General features: G+C 46.2%; 16 protein-coding genes. 11 read left to right on the plus strand and 5 right to left on the minus strand.

The window, feature by feature from the left end; translation table 11 throughout:
* Positions 1-26: 26 nt before the first annotated feature.
* From KD145_RS14280 to KD145_RS14305, 6 genes are all read left to right on the plus strand, one after another.
* Complete coding sequence (locus tag KD145_RS14280) at positions 27-893, plus strand: hypothetical protein (protein ID WP_212006526.1); 867 nt, start codon at positions 27-29, stop codon at positions 891-893.
* Between the two features lie 314 nt (positions 894-1,207).
* Positions 1,208-2,809: an NAD(P)/FAD-dependent oxidoreductase gene (locus KD145_RS14285; RefSeq protein ID WP_212006527.1), complete on the plus strand. Its 1,602-nt coding sequence runs from the start codon at positions 1,208-1,210 to the stop codon at positions 2,807-2,809.
* A gap of 158 nt (positions 2,810-2,967) precedes the next feature.
* Complete coding sequence (locus KD145_RS14290; protein WP_212006528.1) at positions 2,968-3,558, plus strand: RNA polymerase sigma-70 factor; 591 nt, start codon at positions 2,968-2,970, stop codon at positions 3,556-3,558.
* 69 nt (positions 3,559-3,627) lie between these two features.
* Positions 3,628-4,785, plus strand: coding sequence for a FecR family protein (locus KD145_RS14295; RefSeq protein WP_212006529.1), 1,158 nt, complete (start codon positions 3,628-3,630; stop codon positions 4,783-4,785).
* 308 nt (positions 4,786-5,093) lie between these two features.
* Positions 5,094-8,645, plus strand: coding sequence for a SusC/RagA family TonB-linked outer membrane protein (locus KD145_RS14300; RefSeq protein WP_212006530.1), 3,552 nt, complete (start codon positions 5,094-5,096; stop codon positions 8,643-8,645).
* Positions 8,646-8,663: 18 nt separating this feature from the next.
* Positions 8,664-10,403, plus strand: a complete 1,740-nt coding sequence (locus KD145_RS14305; RefSeq protein ID WP_212006531.1) for a SusD/RagB family nutrient-binding outer membrane lipoprotein — start codon at positions 8,664-8,666, stop codon at positions 10,401-10,403.
* Between the two features lie 98 nt (positions 10,404-10,501).
* On the opposite strand, the gene gap is transcribed toward KD145_RS14305, so the two are convergent.
* From gap to KD145_RS14325, 4 genes are all read right to left on the minus strand, one after another.
* Complete coding sequence (gap, locus tag KD145_RS14310) at positions 10,502-11,515, minus strand: type I glyceraldehyde-3-phosphate dehydrogenase (protein WP_212006532.1); 1,014 nt, start codon at positions 11,513-11,515, stop codon at positions 10,502-10,504.
* An 86-nt stretch (positions 11,516-11,601) separates the two neighbouring features.
* Positions 11,602-12,600, minus strand: coding sequence for a GlxA family transcriptional regulator (locus KD145_RS14315; RefSeq protein WP_212006533.1), 999 nt, complete (start codon positions 12,598-12,600; stop codon positions 11,602-11,604).
* A gap of 47 nt (positions 12,601-12,647) precedes the next feature.
* Positions 12,648-15,500, minus strand: coding sequence for a DUF6493 family protein (locus KD145_RS14320; protein WP_212006534.1), 2,853 nt, complete (start codon positions 15,498-15,500; stop codon positions 12,648-12,650).
* A 24-nt stretch (positions 15,501-15,524) separates the two neighbouring features.
* Positions 15,525-16,862 (minus strand): SWIM zinc finger family protein, encoded by a 1,338-nt coding sequence (locus KD145_RS14325; RefSeq protein WP_212006535.1) that lies wholly within the window; start codon positions 16,860-16,862, stop codon positions 15,525-15,527.
* A 152-nt stretch (positions 16,863-17,014) separates the two neighbouring features.
* On the opposite strand from KD145_RS14325, the gene KD145_RS14330 reads away from it, so the two are divergent.
* Positions 17,015-18,775, plus strand: coding sequence for an ATP-binding protein (locus KD145_RS14330; protein WP_212006536.1), 1,761 nt, complete (start codon positions 17,015-17,017; stop codon positions 18,773-18,775).
* Here KD145_RS14330 and KD145_RS14335 read toward each other — a convergent pair.
* Positions 18,765-19,742: a hypothetical protein gene (locus KD145_RS14335; RefSeq protein ID WP_212006537.1), complete on the minus strand. Its 978-nt coding sequence runs from the start codon at positions 19,740-19,742 to the stop codon at positions 18,765-18,767. The two genes, KD145_RS14330 and KD145_RS14335, sit on opposite strands and share 11 nt — an antisense overlap.
* A 412-nt stretch (positions 19,743-20,154) precedes the next feature.
* On the opposite strand from KD145_RS14335, the gene KD145_RS14340 reads away from it, so the two are divergent.
* The 4 genes from KD145_RS14340 to KD145_RS14355 all read left to right on the plus strand — a co-directional run bounded on the left by KD145_RS14340 (position 20,155) and on the right by KD145_RS14355 (position 23,591).
* A complete protein-coding gene (locus tag KD145_RS14340) occupies positions 20,155-21,822 on the plus strand; it encodes a response regulator (protein WP_212006538.1) in 1,668 nt (555 codons plus the stop codon).
* Between the two features lie 138 nt (positions 21,823-21,960).
* The gene (locus KD145_RS14345) at positions 21,961-22,590 is read left to right on the plus strand and encodes a DUF6088 family protein (protein ID WP_212006539.1); all 630 of its coding nucleotides are present in this window, start codon (positions 21,961-21,963) and stop codon (positions 22,588-22,590) included.
* Positions 22,562-22,777, plus strand: a complete 216-nt coding sequence (locus tag KD145_RS32490) for a nucleotidyl transferase AbiEii/AbiGii toxin family protein (protein ID WP_212006540.1) — start codon at positions 22,562-22,564, stop codon at positions 22,775-22,777. The genes KD145_RS14345 and KD145_RS32490 overlap by 29 nt, the downstream gene beginning before the upstream one ends.
* A gap of 85 nt (positions 22,778-22,862) precedes the next feature.
* Positions 22,863-23,591, plus strand: coding sequence for a nucleotidyl transferase AbiEii/AbiGii toxin family protein (locus KD145_RS14355; protein ID WP_212006541.1), 729 nt, complete (start codon positions 22,863-22,865; stop codon positions 23,589-23,591).
* Positions 23,592-23,671: the final 80 nt, after the last annotated feature.

The raw sequence follows: 23,671 nt of genomic DNA on the forward strand, positions 1-23,671 counted from the left end.
GTCGTATTATTTAAGTAAATTGCCTCATGCGATTACCTGTTCTGCTGATTTCCCTGCTGTTGACCTTTTCCGGTACAATGGCACAGGGAGTGAAAGATAATACCACAGTCAAACCCGTTATACTGGGCAATGTGTCTTCTGACAAGATCACTGAAGCTTCCGGTATTGCTTCCAGCACTACCCTGCCCGGATACTACTGGACCCACAACGACAGTGGTAATAAAGCAGAAGCCTTCCTGCTGGACAGTCAGGCCAACCTCGTTTGCACCGTCAAACTGAAGGATGTTACCAATCGCGACATGGAAGATATCGCAGAAGGCATAGGCCCCGCCAAAGGCAAACATTACGTATACGTGGCTGATATCGGTGATAATGCAGGTGTGCGCAAACATATCCGCATCTATCGCTTCGAAGAGCCCACCACCGTTCCCGGCAAACACCTCTCCATTACCCCCGATGTGCTCACCCTTCAGTATCCCAATGGACCCAGGGATGCAGAAACCCTGATGATTGATCCTATCGGCAAAAAAATATATATCGTCAGCAAAAGAGAAAGAATGGTCAGCCTCTACAAAACAGACCAGCTCTTCTTCAAAGACGGCGATAAAGCCGGCCTCGAAAAACTGATCACCCTTCCCTACACCTGGGTCACCTCCGGCGACATCTCCAAAGACGGACATCATATTGTCATCAAAACCCTCACCGATATCTACTACTGGTACCGTGATACCAACGAAACCGTAGAACAGGCCATGGCCAAACCCGCCCGCCAGCTCCCCTATGTGATCGAAAAACAGGGCGAAGGTATCACCATCACTCCCGGCAATAACGGATATGTCACCATCAGCGAAGGAAAAAACGCCCCGGTATACTTCTACAAATGGAAATTTTAAACCTCCCAAACTACCAACATTAACCGTACCTGAAATACTATTTCAGTTCCGTGGCTTATACTTGTATACACAGCAAAATAGCGTATCGGGCTGTGTTACCCTGTAATGATTGCCCTCAAAAAAACAAGCGTTCCTGTAGGAGGAACAGCTTGCGAAAAACCATTATAATATGCCAGCTTTCAAGTCCACCACTATTCATTTGCATGTACGGGGAGCACCCCCGCATTTTCTGATGCCCCATAACGACTTACCCCGAACGGACAAGATACTTACAGCCCTCAAATAACTATTCACTCAACAATCTCTGTTATCTCATGCAAAAGAAAGCTATTATCATTGGCGCAGGGCCCGCTGGCCTCACCGCTGCCTATGAACTACTCCAGCGCACTGATATAATACCGGTAATACTGGAAAAAAGCACAGACATAGGTGGCATCTCCAAAACAGTCAATTATAAAGGTAACCGTATCGATATCGGAGGCCATCGTTTCTTCTCCAAATCAGACCGCGTGATGGACTGGTGGATGACCGTGATGCCACTCGACAAAGAGGCTGCTGAAATATTCACCATCAGCTACCAACAGAAAACAAGGGAAGTAAAAGTCCCCAAAAAAGAAACAGAGACAGACACCCTCGTAGCCGAAAATCCTGACCTCATCATGCTGGTCAGGAAACGCCTCTCCCGGATCTACTTCCTGAAAAAATTCTTTACCTATCCCATTCAGTTGTCAATAGACACGTTGCGCAAACTCGGTATCATGACCACCATCAAAATCATGATCTCCTATCTGTATGCCCAACTCTTCCCCAGGAAAAATGAAAAAACCCTGGAAGACTTTATGATCAACCGCTTTGGGAAAACATTATATCTGCTCTTCTTTAAACATTATACAGAAAAAGTGTGGGGCGTGCCCTGCAACGAAATATCCGCCGAATGGGGTGCACAACGTATCAAAGGTATCTCCATCGGCAAAGCCATTGCCCATGCGGCCAAATCAGCCTGGAATGCCAGCAAACCGAAAGACATCAAACAAAAAAATGTTGAAACAAGTCTCATAGAACAATTCCTCTATCCCAAACACGGCCCCGGCCAACTATGGGAAGAAGTAGCCCGGCAGGTCACCGCACAGGGAGCTACCATCCTCATGCAGCACGATGTAACCAACATCATCGCCACCGGCGACCGCATCACCGCCATCGAAACGGTAGACAGAACCACCGGTGAAAAAACACTGCTCGAAGGAGACTACTTCTTCTCCACCATGCCCGTACAGGAACTGGTGGCCGGCCTTAAAACCGATGTGCCCGCCAACGTCAGGGAAGTAGCAGCCGGACTGCTATACCGCGACTTCATCACCATCGGTATCCTGCTCAAAAACCTCAGCTTCGAAAACGCAAAAACAAAAACCCACGCCCCCATCACCCTCCAGGACACCTGGATCTATATCCAGGAAAAAGATGTGAAAGTAGGCCGCCTCCAGCTCTTCAACAACTGGAGCCCCTACATGGTGAAAGATCCTGATACCACCTGGGTAGGCATGGAATACTTCTGTAATAAAGGAGATGATTTCTGGGCGCTGAGTGATACCGAAATCAGGGAAACAGCCATACACGAACTCTGTAAAATAGGGCTCGCCAGAAAAGAAGATGTACTCGATGCTACCGTGCTCCGGATGGAAAAAACCTATCCCGCCTACTTCGGCACCTACGACCGGTTCGACGAAATACGCAACTATCTGGACTCCTTTGGTAACCTCTTCCTCGTTGGCCGCAACGGCATGCATAAATACAACAACTCAGACCATTCTATGCTTACCGCCATGGTAGCGGTAGACAACATCGCCGCCGGTATTACCACCAAAAACAATATCTGGTCTATCAATACCGAACAGGAATATCACGAAGAGAAAAAATAACAATAATACTATAAGAAAAAGCGAAGATAGCATGCATGCCGCTGCTATCTTCGCTTTTTTACCGCAATCTGTAATTGATAAATTTGTAATTCTAAAAGTATCCCTATATTTATCATAGCATCAACCAGAACACAGAGCCATATACAGTCTATTTCACTTTGGAGAAAACGTATTTAAATAGTGAACCTGATTTACTCTTACTAGTATCTCAAGGCGATGAAGCCGCCTTTGCCCGGCTTTTTTATACTTACCATCAGCGACTGGGCGCTTTTGTGTTTCAGCTTACAGGCTCCATCACCATGGCGGAAGAAATAGTACAGGAAGTATTTATCAGAATATGGGAAAAAAGAGAGAAACTGAGTCAGGTTCATCACTTTCATCCCTATCTCTATATGGTGGCCAAAAATTACACCTTCTCCTTTCTGAAAAAACTGGGACGGGAACTGGAACATAAACAACAATGGGAACTGACACTCTCCGCCAGCACCGACAATCCTTATGAAGAAAGTACCGATGCCTGTTTCCGCCGGATCATTGACCAGGCTGTAGCCGAACTGCCAGCCCAACGGCAGAAGGTTTATCTGCTCAGCCGCGACGAAGGTTTAAGACAGGCCGAAATAGCAGAACGGATGGCTATTTCCAGGGAAACAGTCAAAAAACACATGGTACTGGCCCTGCGCGCTATCCGCAGCTATGCACTCACCCACCCTGAAAGCAACCTTTTGTTTTTTTTCCTGCTGCTCAAATAATTTTTTTTTAAAACTGATTACCTCTTTTTACCCCCTGCTGCTGTCTATATAGGTAGATGACCTTTGCTGATGGACAATAACAGATTAAAATACCTGTTAAGCCGCTATGCCAGCCATGCCGCTACCGCCACCGAACTGGAGGAACTGAAAACATTCCTGAAAACGGAAGATCAGGATGCCCAGCTGGAATGGATGATAGAAGAAGCATGGATGCAGTCGGCCGAAGCAGAAGAAAATGTATTCGACACCCAGTCGGATGCTATCCTTGCACGTATCCTGCCCCTGCGAGCCGAAAGGCGTCCGGTTGCTAAAACGTTTTATTTTAAATCATGGGCCGCAGCCGTCCTCCTGCTGATAGCTGTCGGTGCCGCTTTCCTTTGGAAAAAACGACTACATCAGCCCGCTATCGCCACCACCCGGCATAAAATTATCCAACCCGGCACAGACAAAGCCGTCCTGACCCTGGCCAACGGTGCCACCATCGAACTGGACAGCAATATGAACGGCCAGATCGCCCAGCAAGGCCCTGTAAGCCTGCAGACCAATGCCGGCCAACTGGTCTATAAACAAAGTATGTCCGCCAACAGCACCATCAGCTGGAACACCCTCAGCACGCCCAAAGGCGGACAATACAGTCTCGTACTACCCGATGGCTCACGGGTATGGCTAAACGCCGCTTCTTCCCTCAGATATCCCACCGCATTCACCGGGCCTAAAAGAACCGTCACCCTCACCGGCGAAGCCTATTTTGAAGTACAGCCCAATTCCGCCCAGCCATTTTTCGTAACCACCGGAAATACAGAAGTGGCCGTACTCGGAACCAACTTCAACATCATGGCCTACGACAATGAAAACAGCATCAGCACAACCCTGCTGCAAGGATCCGTCAAAGTAAGCCAGCAGGCCGTCAACCATATACTCAAACCAGGACAACAGTCACGTATCAACGAAAACGGGACCATGGAAGTCATCGACAATGCCGACACAGACCTCGCCATTGCCTGGAAAAATGGCCTCATCTCCTTCAAAAGCGCTGATATCCGTACCATCATGCGACAGATAGAAAGATGGTACAATATTGATGTCGTTTTTAAAGGAGACATTCCCACCAGAACATTCACAGGAGACATTCCCAGATCAGCCGACTTGTCTGCACTGTTACGCTTGCTCGAAATCAGCAGAATACATTTTAAACTGGAAAATGAACAACTGATTGTAATGCAATAATCAACTTTAGCATCATCATTTTATTACAGCCAAAATCAAAAACGAAAACATGCACAAAGGTCCCTAACAGCCTTCTACTGTTCCGGCATAAAAAACCAGGAGCGCTCTCACCCGCCCCTGGCCAAATGTCTGAGTCAGTATGACACATCTCCGTATCAAACTATTCTAAACTCAAACTTCCCAAATGTATGAAATATCATTGTCATGCAAAGGCCTCTCGCGTGCCTGGGCTACTCTCAACTATTCTTGATCGCTCACTCATCCGCAGAAAATCAGGTGTCCATCTGACAATCAAAAAAAGATTGATTATGCAACTCAAAATAGTAACACTGTTACTGACAGTCGCCTGCCTGCAAATCAGTGCCAGGTCTATGTCCCAGCAGATCACCCTTTCCCGCAAACATGCACCGCTACTGAGCGTCTTCGAAGACATCAGAAAACAGTCGGGGTATAACTTCTGGTACGAAGACATGCTGCTGAAAAAAAGCAGACCGGTGGATATACACATCGAAAATGCTTCACTTGAACAGGTACTGTCTGTATTATTCAAAGAACAACCTTTCAGCTACGAGATCATCGGTAAAGTGATCGCCCTGAAGGAAAAAGAAAAAGCTGAAAAACTCAGCTCATTGTCCGCTATAACGGAGCAGGATAAACGAAAAGTTACCGGTGTGGTAAAAGACAGCACCGGCACCCCTGTACCAGGCGTTACCTACCTGGTAAAAGGCACCAAAATCGGTGGTGCCACCGATGCTTCCGGCCGCTTCAGCCTTGAAGTGCCGCAAGGCAACGTGGTACTGGTGTTTTCCTCTATCGGCTTCCAGCCCACCACCGTTACCGTAGGTAGCTCCAACACCGTCTCCGTAATCATGCAGGCCGCCTCCAACGGCCTTAATGAAATGGTGGTGACAGCCCTCGGTATCAAACGCCCCAAAGGCACACTGGGCTATGCGATCAGCACCATCAAAGGGGAAGAACTCACCAAAGCCGGTGCTACCATGAACCCATTCCTCGCCCTCTACGGTAAAGCTGCCGGCGTAGGCGTGAACATGGGGGCCGCTGGTCCGCAGGGAGGTATCAAAATCAACATCCGCGGCGCTGCCAGTATGAACCCCGACCAGAACATCCGTCCGATGTTTGTGGTAGACGGTGTTATCCTCAGCGACCGTAAAACATCCATCGGCGGTACTACAGGACAGGGCTTCGACTATGGCGCCGGTATCAACGATATCAACCCGGCCGATATCGAATCAATGGTCATCCTCAAAGGCGCGAAAGCAACCGTACTGTATGGCAGTGATGCAGCCAATGGTGTGGTACTCATCACCACCAAAAGCGGTCGTAATACCACCGGCATGGGCATGACAGGTTCTATCCAATATACTGCAGAACAACCAGTATCTTACCTGAAACTGCAAAACCAGTACGGCCTCGGTGATAATATTTACGATACCACCTATGCTACTGTCAACGGTAAACAAGTCCGTACCATCCCCAACAGACGTTTCAGCTTCGGTCCTAAATTCGACGGCGCTGATGCTATGTTCTATGACAGTGCTATGGTTAAAAATTCACCGCACAACAACAACTTCCTGTCCCTCTTCAAGACCGGACACTCTACCACCGGCAACGTAGCCATCGCCGGCAGCAACGATAAAGGCAGTGTCCGCGCTTCCTATACCAACTACTACTATAAGGATATCAGCGGCGATAACTCCTGGCAGAAAAGAAATACCTTCAGCTTCAATGGTAACATCAAAGCCTCCGACCTCGCCAGCTTCGAAGTGATATCCAACATCTACAACATTACCAGCATGAACCGCCGCGGTTCAAACGACGGTTCCGTAGCATGGGGTCTGCCACTGGATTACGACTATAACCGCATCTTCCCATTCTATACCGACCAGACAGGTTATAAACGCGACCTCTCCAATGCAGGCGTACCTACTGCTTTCTCCAACCTCGGCGGATTCCTCTGGGACCGTTCCCAAAACTCCCTGAAGGATGACAAGGTACATATGATCACCTCTGTCAAAGCTACCCTCAACTTTACCAAACACCTCTTCCTCGTAGGTCAGGCTGGTCTGGACTATGATAATACCACCTATACCACCGAAAAAAGTGTGACCAGAGTATTACCCAGCGTAGCTGGTGGTGGTTTTGGCGTAGCCAAGGAAAATGCTACGGTACAAACCTATCAGGCGTTGTTGAACTACAACCGCTCCTTCATGGCCGACAGACTGCACCTCTTCGCTTATACCGGTGGCGCCTACCGCTTACGCTCCTCCGATTATATCGGTAGCAACGTCGTTGGTGGCCTCAACTTCGCAGACCTCTACTCTTTCAACAATGAAGCGGGTACTGCTTCTGCTGCTAATCTGGATAAGATCAGAAACTTCAGAAGAGGCAATGATGTGCTCTATAGCTGGTTAGCATCTGCCTCTCTCTCCTGGAAAAGTGAACTGACCCTTGAAATGCAGGGCCGCATGGACTGGAACTCTACCCTGCCTCCGGCAAATAACAGATATTTCTACCCGGGTGTAGCCCTCAACTGGAACTATACCGAACGTTTCACCGTACCTGGTATGAACAGTGGTACACTGCGCCTGTCATGGGCCGACGTAGGTAACGGTACCAACCGTTACTTCGCCAACAACCTGTACAGCTTCACCCGCCTGTCCGGCACCACTGCGCTCTCTATCACACCGCCCGAAGCCATCCTTCCCGGTGCCCTCAAACCCGAGCGCAAAAGAGAATTCGAAATCGGTATCAACAACTCTTTCTTCAGGAATAACCGCCTGACCATCGACTTCTCTGCGTATAGCAATCACCGTTATAACCAGATCTTTAACCTCCCGATCTCTCCCGCCTCCAGCTCCTCAGGGCTGAAAATAAACGTAGGCGATGTGAAGGCATGGGGCCTCGAACTGGGTCTTACCGGTACACCGCTCATGGGTAAAAACTACAGATGGGATATCACCCTCAACGCCGCCAGCCAGGGTTCTAAAGTCGTAAAACTCTATCCCGGCGTTGTCAACAATCCCATCTCCAACCTGATCAACGGCTCCGCTGCATCTATCCATGCAGATGAAGGACGCCCCTATGGTGATATTATGATGTACGACTACCTCCGTGACGATGCCGGTACCAAAATTGTCGGCTCTAACGGTATGTATTCACTCAACAACCAGAAAACAATCGCTGCCGGTAACATCATGCCTAAATTTTATGGTGGTATCATCTCCGATTTTAATTACAAAAACCTCAACCTCCGCATAGGTCTCGACTATAAATCCGGCGGTACCATCTTCTCCTATACCAACAACCGCCTTACCGGTGTAGGTCAGCTGGAAAGCACCCTGCAATACAGAGATGAAGCACATGGCGGCCTCGCCTATTACCTCGATGCCAGCGGCAATCAGGTAGCCTGGCAGCATAACAATCCCGCTCCTGCTGCCTCCCGCGACGGTAAAGTATATCACGACGGTATCATCCTGCCGGGCGTAATGCAGGATGCCAGTGGTAAATCCGTGCCCAACACCCAGATGACCAATGCTTCCTCCTACTACATGAGCTATGCCAACGACCTGGCCACCTCTTTCCCGCCAGACCGTTTGTATAAAAACAACTACGTGAAAATGAGGGAAGTAGCCCTGTCATATGAAGTACCACGCAACCTGGTAAAACGTATGAAGCTGCAGCGTCTTACGCTGACCGCAGCAGCCCGTAACCTGTTTTACCTCTACAAATCCATTCCTAACATAGATCCTGAAGGTGCACTGGGTGCCGATACCTACGTGGAAAATACTATCTACCCAACCCAGCGGACCTACTCCTTAGGGCTGAATGTAGCTTTCTAACGATTTAAATGGACAAACATGAAAAAATCATACTTATATATAGCACTGATGGCCTTCACTGGTCTCACCGCCTGCAAAAAAGATGTGGAGAGCAGATTTTATGATCCGGACAAGCTCAATGCCAACGTTACCGATGTCATCCCCGGCCTGTTCACACAACTGATCACCAACAACAAAATTTTTGTACAGGACTACGGAGAATGGTATTACCTGATGAACCCCGGTACCGGTATCACCGGCTACGAACAGGTAGCTCAGCGTTATGTTTCTTACCGGTACGACTGGTTCAGCAGCTACAACGATCTGGTAAGCGGCAACGGCTTTGATGATACACCGATCTCCCAACAGTCTTTCTTCGAAAACAGTTACACCAAACTGAAAAACTACGAAGTGATCAAAGACTCTGTAGACCTCAGGTCCGGACAACTGAAAGCCGATGGAGACGTATACCTTAAACTGGCCACTTTTGTAAAGCTGTACCAATGCGGCAAACTGGTGGACTTCTTCAATTCCATCCCCTACTTTGATGCCTTCCAGGGCGTAAAAGGCGGCACAGAACATCTCTTCCCAAAATATGATGATGCGAAACAGGTATATGTATCTATCATCAAAGACCTGGGAACACTGGTAAATGATCTGCCCAATGCCTACAATCAGATGTCTGACCCGGCAAAAACTATTTTCCGTCAGCAGGACTATGCATTTAAAGGCGATATCAACAAATGGATCGCTTTTATCAACTTCACCCGCCTGAAACTGCTGGTGCGCATGGCTGGTGTAGACGAAACTTTTGCTAAACCACTGATCCAGGAAGCACTGGGCAAACCCTTGCCTGCCGCAGATCTGAACTGGGCAATGTGGTATAAGATAGATGTACTGGGCGGAGGCACCTGGCAGCGTGGCCTTTATGAAAACACCTACGCATCCTTCATTCCCAACATCATCATGAAGCGGTTGAACTATGGTGACTCTACCTATCAGCCAGGTATCGATGATCCGCGCCTGCCCGTACTGGCCATGCCTACCAAGTATAAAGACTATCGTGGCGTTTCTGCCAATATAGAAGAGCAGACCGCACTTTATAACAGCGGCCAGAAGTATTATGCGTATGCAGATAATATTAAACTCAGCCTTGAACGGAATGCCAAATCCACCTACAACCATGCTACTTTCCACCGCAATGAAAACATGCCGGTGTACATGGTTTCACAAGGTGAAGTGGATCTCCTGCTCGCTGAGATCGCATTAAAAAATCTGGGGAATACCGGCAAAGCTGCGGAAGAACATATCAAGGATGAAGTAGTACACTCCATCAATTTCTGGTATACCATCAACCAGCTCAGCACCTACGAAAGAGGTACCATCGATTCTCTCCTGTATCCCAACAGACCAACCGGCGCTGTTATCGATGCCTGGGGAGAAAAGATCAAAGCTCAGTTCCTGGCTGCGGCTACACTGGATGATAAAATGGAAATTCTCATGCAGCAGAAATACATCCACCTCAATCTGCTGCAACCATACGAACTGTGGGCCGAACTGAGAAGAACCCGGCACCCTAAGCTCGAACCATTCACCTGGCATAGCTCCGTATGGAAACCCATGCCGGAAAGAGTACACTACCCTACTATAGAACTCACCAACAACCCGGACAACTTCTCCAAAGTAGCCGGAGAAAACAATACCACCTCCCCCATCTTCTGGGTACCAGCGGATAAGAGAGGAGTATTGCCTTACTGGGATAACTATAACTATCAATAGTAGGAAGATTGATATAGAAGAATAATACAAATAAAAAACACCCATTGACATCAAAATCAATGGGTGTTTTTTTATCAAAAAATATTATCAATCCGCTCCTATCTCCGTGTATCAGGAGCATCAGCAAAATCAAGTGCATCAACGGTTACGAGTTCCGCTATCCTGTTAGATATCCCCACTTCATTATCATACCAGGCTACCACTTTCACCAGGTTACCAATTACTCTGGTCAGTGCACCATCTATGATGGAGGAATGTGTATTGCCTAATAAATCTGCTGAAACGAAAGGTTCTTCGGTATATTCCAGTATGCCCTTCAAATCGTTGGCTGCGGCCTGTTTAAGCAATTCGTTGACAGCTGCTGCGGTAGTATTTTTTTTCACAGTGAGGGTAAGCTCTGCAATAGAGGCATCTATCACGGGCACACGATAGGAAACTCCATCCAGCTTTCCTTTGAGGTCTGGTAATACATCTCCGATAGCTTTGGCTGCGCCGGTGGTGGTAGGGATGATAGACTGAGTGGCTGCTCTTGCTCTTCTGAAATCCTTATGTGGTCCGTCCTGCAGCATTTGGTCCATGGTGAAAGCATGTACGGTGCTCATAAAACCGGATTCGATACCCAGCTCTTTGTCGAGCAGAAATAATGGTACGGCAATGCAGTTGGTGGTACAGGAAGCAGTAGATAAAATTTCATCTTCCGCTGTGATGATATTATCATTTACACCCACCACAATGGTTTTTACCCCTCCGGAAGCGGGCGCGGTGATCAACACTTTGCGGGCGCCGGCGCGGATATGGGCCTGGGCCTGGTCACGATGGGTGAACCTGCCCGTAGATTCAATGACCATATCTACGTCCAGTTGTTTCCAGGGCAGGTTGGCAGGATCTTTTTCATTAGTAAGCAGGATCTCTTTTCCGTCAACGATCAGGTGGGTGTTTGTATGCGTAACAGTACCGGGGTATTTACCATGTGCTGTATCATATTTGAAAAGGTGAGCCAGGATATCAGCAGACATAAGGTCATTGATGGCCACTACTTCTGTGTTTTTATGTTGCAATGCCCGTAACGTCATCCTTCCGATACGGCCAAATCCGTTGATAGCTATTTTCATCGTTTGAACAATTTTGGTTACACTACAAAAGTACCCTGGCAACCACTTGTCTCAAATGACGAAAAATATACAATTTCTGCCAACCGCTAAGCATACAGGGCAGTACGGAAAGTGCGGCGATAATCACTGGGGGAAACGGAGAGATGTCTGAGAAATACCCGTCGCATGGAAACCATACCGCCAAGGCCACATTTTTCTGCGATCTGTTCCATACTGAAGTCGCTTTCTTCGAGGTATTTACGGGCTGTTTCCACCCGTAGCTTTTCTACATATTTGGCGGGGGTAAGGCCGCTTTCCCGCAGGAAAACGCGGGCAAAATTGCGGGGACTCATATTCATATGTTCGGCCAGGCGTTCTACGCTCAGGTCTTTGTTCAGCTCCTGCAGCATCCAGGGACGCAGCCTGCCGGCCATGGTATTCGCCAGCTGGTGATTGTCCAGCAGCTCCCCGAATTGTGATTGATAACCAGGTCTTTTCAGGTAGATGACCATTTTTTTTGCTACCTGCGCAGCCATTTCCCGGCCATAATCTTCTTCCAGCAGCGCCAGTGCCAGATCAATACCAGAGGCAAGCCCGCCCGACGTATATACGTTCCCGTCACGGGTATAAAAAGGGTTGGTATCTACCTTTACAGCAGGGTGCTGTTCCTGAAAGTCCTGACTGTACTGCCAGTGGGTCGTGGCACGCCGGCCGTTCAGAATCCCGGCCCTTGCCAGCGCATAGGCTCCGATGCATACAGAGCCTATGCGACGCAGGCTGGGATATATCTTATGTAACCATTCGTAAAAATCATGGTGGCGATTCTCCAGGAATTCCTTCCCGAGGCCGGCAATCAGCAAAGTATCAATCGGACGGTCCAGGTCGGTGGCTGCTACCGGACATACCAGCTCCACACCACTCCCCGTTTTCAGATGACCACTATCTGCCGGCGATGCCAGCAGTATTTCATACCCTTCATCTTCGCGCAGGGGATCACTCTGAAGTATCTTGCTGGCCTGTGAAAACACATCACAGGGCCCCGCTACATCCAGCAGGGACGTACCTTCCATCGGTACAATCACTATCAGCTTCTTTGCATGAGACATGATATCAGGTCTGGTATTTCTTCCCTAAAATTACACAGAAAAATGGGCTATTCCTTTGTAACCAGCTGCTGCAGTTGTTTGGCAGTCTTCTTCAGCGTAGCATTGCCCTCCCATGCGGCCAGCAGCGAAGCAATCACCGGGCTGCTGATACTGCTGCCGTTCAAAGCCAGCACCTCGTTATACACTTCCAGCAGTTTCTTCAGGTCTTTTACCGGCGTTTCTTCAAAACACTCCAGACAGGCTGTCAGCAATACTTCCAGTGCTTCATTATGCTGCCGGCTGATCTGCATATTGGCGCTGAGCAGGTCTGTCAACCGCTTTAGTGGTGCCCATGCCACCCGCTGCTGCAGGCCTATTGTCTGCCCCAGGCGCTGACTGCTGATCCGGCCGGAGATGCGGCTGTTCCAGTATTCGGCCGCGTAGTTCCGTACGGTCTTGTCACCATGCAACATACAAAGGGCCACAAACAGATACATGATATCAGACACAGGAATGTCCAATTCATGCAACATCTGAATGCCCTGCATCACTATACTGGTCTCCTGTACCTCATAATAACCGGAAGAACGTTGACAGGACGCCATAATCCGGGCAAGGAATATATCCGGATGATGCGGCATCAGGAGTAAAATACGGGCCACATCAGTAATGGAAACAGACATGTATTTACCTACACCGTTCAGATATTCCTGCAGCAATGGCGAAGGGCCATTCAGTATTTCAGCTTCAGGAAAAGTTATATCCATCACGGTTTCTTCTGACCAATAACGATCATACTCATGGGTCTTGATGTTATATTCGCCATATGCCCTGTAGGGCTTTTTCCCGGTCTCCCATTTAAAGCAGCCAGTCAGCAGCTCTCCCGGCAAGCGGTTATACGAAAAACCGGCAAAAGCATCGTAAACGGTTTCCGGAGCTTTGACAAGACCGACCTGCATCCATGCCGCCTCCAGCGTTAACGGACCTTGAGGCAGGGCCTCCGCATCCAGTAAAAACAGCAGCAGCCGTTTATATTCATCTTCCGGCAGTTGTTTTACAAGGGCCAGCGCATCGCTGGTGTCCTGCAAAGCACAACGGGAAATAGCTACCTGCAGGTCCAGCATATCAGGCACTGCCTGCTGTTGCTGGTATTGCTGCAACCGCTGCACCAGTATTACAGGATCTATCCATGCCGGTTGATGGGTAGGAGTAGACAACAAAGGCAAAGTATCTCCCTGCTTTATTTTGTCCAGCGCCAGCACCATCAGTTTCCGATGGGGTATATAGATGCCGTTCTCTGTACGGGAAGTTTTCCAATGTGCCAGGTCGGGCAGTTCACGACGCATACGCCACCAGTGCTGCGATTGTTTAATTTCGTTTAGCCGTGCGGTATAGTCTGCGTTAGTATCGGCCATGCATTTGCCGTAGTTAAGGAAAAAGAGTGACATGGCCACGTCCAGCTGACCGGCAGTACCCGGCGGACGTTTAAAAACAACGGCAGCCCGTTGGAAAGCCGGTTCCAGCTGCAGCAACACGTCTGTTGTGATAGTTCCCTGTGCAGACAACAACATGGCCGGCAACAGATCGATATGATGAGGGGCGTTGTTTTCAAAAGCCTGACTGGCAAAGAATACCAGGTCTTCTGCTCCAATGCGGTTATGTTCTCCGATAAGCGGTAATTGTTCCGTTATCACTTCCGCGGCAATCGTATCTTCCTGCATATCATTGTCCATAAAGTCCTGCAGGGAGTTGCGGGTACTTGTCAGCATACTGCTGCTGTATTGGCCCAGCTGCTCTTTTAAAGCTGCTGATGTTTTATCGCCCCATTGTAATATCAGTTTGGCAGCTTTCGCCTGCGTATCTTCGTCTTTGGAAAGAAAAGCCTGGCAAAGCTCTATACAGGCCCGCTCCTTTATCTCCGGATGTTGTTTGCCGGCTTTTTCCAATATCTGAATAGTGGTGACAAGCATGGATTTTTTATCCATAGCAATCACCTGCGGAAGATGATCAAAGAAGGCCTGATGATCGAATTTTTTTTCAGCAGATAATATTTTGAGATAGCTCAGGGCTGTGTTCACCGCCTTGCTTTGAGGCGAGTCCAGGGTCAGGAGTAACAACGGTTGTAACTGTAGTAGTTCGTCCTGAGTGGGTTTCAGTGATATCAACAGGTCCAGAAACCATCCTGTCAGCAACTTGTTAAAGCCTCTGTTGGCGGTGTTCAGGCATTCCGCCAGCACGCGCATGCGGTCGATTGTTCCATCACCGGTATACCGCAGGATAAGTCCTTTCCAGTTAGGCTCTTCTGTTATACTTTTTTTATTGGCAACATTCTGCCACCGATCGCTGAAATGTATATTGGATGGATATTCAAAGAGATACCAGAAATGTTCGGACATTGTTTCCGGATATTGAAACAAAGCGTCGGGGCTGTAATGTGTTCTTTTACCTTCATATACAAAGATGGCCGCAGGCAATCTGTTGGTGATCAGTTGAGGTGTCAGCGTTAGAAACCCGCCAGCATGCAGTTCCATCAGTGCAGTATATTTCACATCTCCCGGCAGTATTTCTTTTTCAGCCATTTCCTGCATCCATTCATTGAACCAGTCGGGCACATACCAGGAAACTATTTGTTCCAGCAGGTTTTCCCGGAAAAGCGTAAAGTGGAAAGAGGTTGCCTGGAAAGCTTTTTTATCATAACAAACGAAAGTCGCGATAGTCAGCATGGCAGACTGACGTATGGTTAATCTGGTACGCCAGCTATTGTTGGCTACTGGAACTAGTTCTGTGTAAAAGGTCACTAGTTTGGATAAGGCAGGTCTTAACGTCTTCCTTTCTTCCGGCGATAATTTCTGCAGAAAAGGTATTATATCCTGGTCCCTTTCCATGGTCAAAAGCTGCTCCAGTTCTTCCTGGTGTGTCATGACAATACTTATTTGGGTTAATGATCAATTGGCTTTTTTACGTACAGCGAGAATATGTTTACAGGGGCCACGTTCTCCCTGGTGGCGGGCAAACCAGGTACAGGTGCAGCGGGCGTTGTCGCCGTCCAGTGTTACCGTATGCGTGACACCGGAGCCGGCAACCCGTGCTTCCACTTTATCGTACTGTTGATAGATGATCGCTACTTTATCTTCTGCCAGCAACTGCTCAGCCTCTTTCATGCGGGGATTGAGACTGAGTATCCTGTTGAGTTTAAATGGCAGCCGGCGATAGAAATAATGGTTATTGTCGGGATCATATCCCAACAGGCCCATAGCGGCCAATCTGGCCGTTAGCTGGTCTATCTGCTCAAAGCTGACCTGTTCCTTTATCGCCAGTAGCGTAGCATTAAACTCCTGATTGGCATAACCATATTTATCCAGTGCGGCAATCAGGTGGTCCGGCACATCCGCAATCAGCGCGTCCAATGCGGCACCTTCGCCTGAAAAGCCGCGCCAGGCCTCACGCGACAGGCTCAGACTAAACCGGACATTCCCGAAAACCAGCTGCCAGGTGGTACTTTGCATATCAGGATGAGCAAATACCTGCAGCTCATCTGCCAGCGGCAACAACGGCTCCAGCAACCGAAGCCGGTGTACCCCTCCGATACAGATGGCCTGCGCGTTTTTTACCGGGGAAAGCACAGGTTTATTATTGCGTACCATCAGGTAATAATCTGCTTTCACGGTGCCGTTGGGCAGTCCCTGAAACAGCTGCCGCAGCTGCACTTTATTGAAGGTATATCGCTGGTCGGATGCCGCCAGGAAGAGTTGCACAGTGGTCAACCCTTTGATCCATTTTATAGGCAGGGGTACTTTCTTTTCGGTGACCATTCCTCCTTCCTGGTCCTGCAGGCTGATTTCCCGGGCTCCCACCGTGAGCTGCATGGTATCATTACGGCCGATAGCTCCCAACGCGTTTATCATCGGCTGATTAAAATCCACGTTCACCGTGCCATTGGCCGGAAAAGAGCCGTTATGGCCGCCCGGCAGCACATCCACCCGCGCATATACGCCCGCACACTGGGAGAAACCTTCAAACCGCAGTTTGCTGGCTCCGGCTGTCACAATCGGATCTTTTGTAAAGGCCGCCTGCGCAGGCGTCAGCGTAAAACCCGATCGCACCACATTGGCCAGTGTTATCAGGCAACGCGCCGTAATATAAGGCTGTTCAAGGGTTCCCTGGAAAAACGAAGGCGCGGCCGTTTTTTCAATTTCACTGTATCCTGCCAGGAAAAGTCCGGGGGCAGCGCCGGTATGGAGTACAGAAGGGACTGGGTAACGGTACGTAATCACGTCGGACATGGCATCACTAGTTAACTATAAGCAACTAAATTACAATTAATTGCCAACTCTCCTATTTTATGTTTAATTTGAATAAATTAGCATGTGGAAACACACCAACGACCTCAAAATAAGGCTACAACTGTATATTGATTTCGAGAAAACCTACAATTATGTTCCAGGCGTTACTGAGAAGTATTAAATCGCTCACCCAGGCGGGTACGACAGGTCTGTCAGAAGAAGACAGTAAAAATGTCCGTATCATCAACACGGTATCCCTGTTTACCGCTATATTAGCTATCAGCATAAGTGCTCTATTATATTATCATACTCGATTACTTGGTATACTTATACCTGCTCAACTTGAAGGTATCAGCTTTCTGATACTTGTCTGGCTGAACAAAAAAGGGGTTTATAGACTTGCCAGGTTGGGAGTGCTCTTCATTTTTTGTGTAACTGCTTTATACTTCGACATCATATTGGGACAGAATATCAACCTGGCATTGATATGTGTATTTTTGTTCTGTCTTACTTTGCTGGTATATAACGATCCCAAAGAGCGTCTGATGGGCATATTTATTACTGTGCTGACCTTGTTCTTTATGGAGTTGAACTTCTATAAAAGTTTCTTCCAGCCTTATCAGTTATCAATCAGCAATCAGTTTTTTTTAAGATGGACAGCTCTGACCTGTTTTCTTTCTTTTAATGCAATCGTAATTCTCTATTACGTGAAAGATAGAAAAATGTGGTATGACAAGTTGAAAAGCTATTCCGCTTCACTGGAAGACATGGTACAGCAACTGAAAGCTGCCAATCAGGCGAAACGTGTTTATCTCCGCGAAACAAACCACGAAATCCGCACCCCGTTAAATGCAATTTTCGGTATCGGACAATTATTGGAAACCAAACTAGCCAACTATGATGGTAGTACAACCAGTTTATGCGAAATACAAGAACTGGTTACTCACCTGAATTCATCCAGTATTTTTGCAAAAAATATTGTCAACAATGTGTTGGAGTTAAGCAGAATCGAATCTGGTATAAAAGAAAATGTACACAATGTTTACTTCCACACAGCCATCTGGATCAGAGAACTGGTACAAATGCATTATTATCTGGCCCGGTCGCAGAAAGTAAAACTGGAGCTAATCATGGACGAATCCAGCTTACCCAAAAAACTATTTACTGATAAGATTAAACTTACTCAGATCGTCACCAATATATTATCCAACGCTATTAAATATTCTCAGGAAGATGGGAAGGTAACGATTCAATTATACCAGGAAGACAATGATTTCTTTATCGTTATCGAAGACCAGGGAAAAGGCATTAGCCCCGAACAACAGGTTACTATATTTGAGCCATTTGTTACTGCTGGTAATGGTTTTATAGAAGGTACGGGACTTGGTCTTTATATTTCAAGACAACTGGCATTAATGCTGAATGGTAACCTGGAATTAAGAAGTGAAGAAGGAAAAGGTTCTGTCTTTACCATCAGCCTAAACAATATACAAACCGATGCATCACCGGATAAATCCACTCAGCCCACCGAAGTGTTGTGTGATCTCAACCGTAAGCGTGTACTGGTAATTGATGATGATAGCATGTCACGGATGATTTTATCCAAATATCTGAGAGAAGCTGGTTGTGAATTATATGAAGCCGCTGATGGAAAAGATGGGTTAAGCAAAGCCAGGAGTGAAAGGCCGGATTTTATTGTCCTGGACACACAGATGCCAATCATGGATGGTAGAGAGACATTGAAGAATATCCGTCGTGATAGAAATATCAGTCACATCCCCGTCATTATTACATCAGCAGATAGCTTTATGGAATCCCGTAATGAAATGATGGCAGCAGGAGCTTCTGAATTTATACCCAAACCCATCGAATTCCGGGCCCTGCATCAGGTTTTGAGCAGGATCATACAGTAACCTGCAACTTATCACCTTTCAGTTCACTGGACGGGTGACCATTGGCCTTATATCTTTGTGTGAACAGAAGGGTCCAGTGAAGATAACCATGGATCATCAGCGCCAGGTTTTCCACATAATCCATGACAGCTTCCTGATACAAGCCGCAATCAGGCAACTGTAGTCTGAATTGGCAGAATTTTGCCACATCCTGATCATGAATCTTTAATGCCTCTTTATACGCCTCTTCCATTGTGCATTGGCTGAAATATTCCACCAGTAGAACAATATTCAATACATCGTTCCCTTTTTCCAGGTGAGCACTGAAAAGGTCGTTACACCAGGAGAGAATCCGGCAAGTTAGCTGCCGCAACTGTTGCAAAACAGGATGTGCTAAAATAGCCCCTGGTATAATAGTACCGGTAATTGCTTCCGCAAAATCCACAAGTGGATCTACATTTACCGCTTTCTCACGGATTGCATAAAACTCTTCAAAAGAAGGAAAAACAAGGTTTACCCGATAAGGAATTTCCATGCCTACTCCATCAAAATAAACGTCCAGACTGTCGCAGAAGCGGTTCATCCATCTTTCATTGGCAAAAGACAATAGCTCTCTTCTCAGCATGGGTAATTCATGATATAAGGCTGCTGACGTGCCAGTTGAATTTCCGCGCAAAATAGGTAAAGCTATTTCTCTTATCTGTTCAATCTGTTCTACAGTTGCAAACTCAAAACTATCATCAATAATGAAGGCCCATAAAAAGAAGCGGCTGATAGCCGTTAATTGTGCTGCGTTCGCTCTTGGAAACATACACCCGGCTGCCAGGCCTACACCGGTATGCATATATTTCTTCTTTACTTTTTCCGGAAGAAAATCATAGTGAGCTTTTATCCATCCTCCTATTTTACTTTCTACTTCTGCTGCATGGGGATTAGTTGCACAGGGAAAGGGGTACTGCAAAGCAGTAACATCAAATGTTTGTTCCATTTGGGTAAGTGTTTAATGATTAAATAATTGCATTGCTGGTAAGTGGCATAACATTCAAATACAATCTGTGGCCAGGCATTCCGGATCTCCAGTTATATTTTGCAGAAAATAGCTATTTTGGACAAACTCTTGATATAAATACGTATTCTCCCAATATCGTGGCTGCCACCAGGGGATTCACCGGAAGTAAGCTCGGAAGCAAGAATTAGGCAGATGGTAAGATTAGCAGATAACAATGATGGACGATCAAATGTAGGCTGGTTCCTGCGGAAAAATAGGGGATTAATCCCCCCTTCTGACAGCTTCTGTTAATCAGCAGTAAACAGGCAGGATATAAAATCCATATAAATTCAACTATCAATATAAAAACTTAAATTCGGATGTACTTCTATTCACATAGTGACAAACCATCATGGCATTTAGTAACGCTTCAGATAAACCCTCTATCTATTTCAACATCATTAGTATCCTCATCTCCCTGTTATCCCTTACACTGGGAATGATTGTCTGGTATCTTATTGATTTTCAACCAGCATTTTATCTTGAACTACTCATCGGTACACTATTTCTTGCCTTACCCGTCATAAAGAAATTTATCGGGCTAAAACCCAGTGTGCTTTTATTTTTCATCATACTCAATTCTGCTTTCGTCTTCTATGGTATCATTCTGGGACCCGTAGCATCTATTCCACTGTTGACAGTCTTCCTGATGGGAGCTTCTCACCTTCTTATCGCAAATAAAAAAATACGGAACCTTTTCTGGGGTTACGTATGTATTACAGTCATATTCCTGGAAACCAACTATATCTTCAACTGGCTACCTCCGATTACCATCCTTCCCCAAAGCTTGCTGATTATCCGTTTGATCGTAATCGCCACAGGAACTACCTTAAATGGTATCGTGCTCTTCTTCTATATCAACACGCTCAAAAAAGCCTCCGAATCCAAAACAAAATATCTCCGTGAAACCACCCACGAAATAAGAACGCCGCTCAACTCCATCATGGGTATTGCTGAAGGATTAAATGATAAACTCACACTGTTGAATGATCCTGCATTAAGATCTACCTTCCGTAAGGAAACGGAGCAGCTCCAGATCGCCTCTCTCATGATCAGGGAGATCATTAACAACCAGTTAGACCTTGCCAAGATAGAAGAAGGAAGATTCAATGAAGTAAACAATGAAAGTTTTAATCTCCGGGAATGTATCAATGAATGTATATTGATGCTACGTCCTATTGCTTCCTCCCGAAGGATTAACATTATTCTGAACTATGATAGCCGGCTACCGGAATACATCATTACTGATAAAACGATTATCAGTAAAATCATCAACAATCTTACATCCAATGCGCTGAAGTATTCCATTGAAGATGCAGTGGTCAGGTTTAATGTATTAAAAGTGAATGATCACATCAACATTGAAACGAATAATATCAGTTCATTACCCAAAGAGCAACTGGAAGATATTTTCCAGCCATTCGTTTCTCATGCCAATAAAGAGAATATCGCGGAAAGCACCGGTCTGGGACTCGCTATCACCCAACAACTGGTCGAAAAAATTGCGGGCACCATCACTGCCAGCAAATTTGGCAACAACACTATTTTCACGCTGAGTATTCCCTTGAAGGAAGGCAGGAAAGTGATGGAGACAGTACTGCCTCCGTTAGTAGAGGATATGTATAAAGACTATGTGATACTGGTGCTGGAAGATGATTCATTAAATCAGATAGCTATTCGCGAGGCTATAAAAACAATGGGAATCGAACCCTATTTTGTTGAAAACGGCGCAGAAGGACTGGAACTGCTGAAACAGATAAAACCCGACCTGATTATAACGGATGGAAAAATGCCCGTTATGGATGGGAAAAAGTTTCTTAGTATCCTTAGAGCCTCTAGTGATAATAACCTTCGTAATATCCCTGTCATCGTCGCCTCCGGAGAAACGTTCCTGGCAGAAAAAGAAAGCTTTATAGCAGTCGGTGCAAATGATTTTATCCTTAAACCATTTAGTCGGGCTGAATTAATAGATGTTATCAGAAAACACCTTCCCCAGATAAAATTGCATGCGGTAAACTAAAACACCCTCTTTTCCATAAAACCAACACACAACAATAACAATCAAAATTAAAAACATTATTTTTAAGTGTAATACTGTTACCTTTTCCAAATTTTTATGTAACAAATATTGTTACCTTTTTTCCCTATTTTTGTAACAATGGAAAGCGTACAGAAAAATATCGAAAACAGGATTAGCCGGTTTAAAAAGGGAGAATTGATATTCCCGGCTGACTTCAGGGGTCTTGGCTCAACAACTGCCATCAAAATGGCATTGTCCCGCCTGACCACTAAAGGCAAGCTACGCCGCCTTTCCCATGGCATTTATTACCGCCCCAAAATGGATGCTTTGTTTGGAGAATTATATCCTAATCCTGAAAAAGTAGCTCAGGCCGTCGCGCAAAAGGAAAAAGTACGCATTATGCCAACCGGCTCCGAGGCACTCCATGCCCTCGGTCTCACCACCCAGGTACCCGTCCGCCGGATCTACCTAACTGATGGTGAAAATCGACAAATCAAAATGGGTAAAACCTACATTGAATTTAAGCATACCACTCCCAAAAAAATGTCTTATCAGGGAAAGCTGAGTAGCCTGATAATACTTGCGCTGATGGAAATAGGGACTGAATCGCTGAGTGACGAAGTCCTTAAAAAACTTAAACATTTGCTCTTACACGAAAATAAATCTGTACTTGTAAAAGATCTGGCTATGGCTCCTACACGTATATATGATTTCATCATTAAACTTATTGCTGTAGGAGATGATCAGATGGTTAAACCTGACAGATAAACAGAGAGAGACTGCACTTGCACAGGCAGAAGCAAAGAGCCCACATATACAAAAAGCCATTGAAAAAGACTGGTGGGTGACTTTAACACTTAAAGCTCTTTTCAATACTGCCCATGCACCTCACTTTATTTTTAAAGGAGGCACTTCCTTAAGCAAAGGATATAAACTAATAGAGCGTTTTTCCTGAAGCTTTTGGCAGAGAATACCTGACAACACCTACCCACAGTTATGTTAAAAGGCTAAAGAAAGAAGGGTGCAGATTTACTAGCACGTTGCTCAAAGAAGCACTGGAAAAATCATTGCTGGCTATGGAGATGAAGCCTGAAGCTTTTACGCTGATTGCTGAAGACATCAAAACTGCTCATCCGGATAAAGATCCTCAAACACTATATCTTCATTACAAATCTCTATTCCCTCCTAACCCCTACCTAAAAGACGAAGTCAAAATTGAATTTAGCGTACGATCACTGACCGAACCATATGAAGAAAGGCCTATCCAATCTCTATTATGGGAGTATTTCCCCAATAAAGCATATGAGGAAACACCTTCTATGATCCGAACAACTCAACCCAGAAAAACATTCCTCGAGAAAACATTTTTGCTGCACGAGAAGTTTGCAGGAATTGTCGGGCAAAAGATTCCCGAAAAGAATCTCGGCTCCGAACGAGGCTCACGCCACCTCTACGATATTGTCAAAATGGATGAACAAGGAATTACTAACCAGATTCTAAATGATCCTGCATTTTACAACACCCTTCAAAACCACCGGCGACATTGGATACGACTGAAAGGATTTGACTATACTACATTGCATCCATCCACCATTAATTTTGTGCCTCCCAATCATGCTATTGCAAAATATCAACAGGATTATATTGCCATGACCAACGGAGGAATGCTGACAACTCCTTACCATCATTTTAACATCATTCACAAAAAATTACAGACAATAAACGATCGTTTCAGAACACTGGTATTACCAACACGAATCAACTTATAAAAAAATATCACGGCGATGAAGGGACTTCATGTTACTGGAGTTACTAATTTTCATAACGGGAATATTAAAGGGATTGATGT

The organism is Chitinophaga sp. HK235 (assembly GCF_018255755.1).
Lineage (GTDB): Bacteria > Bacteroidota > Bacteroidia > Chitinophagales > Chitinophagaceae > Chitinophaga.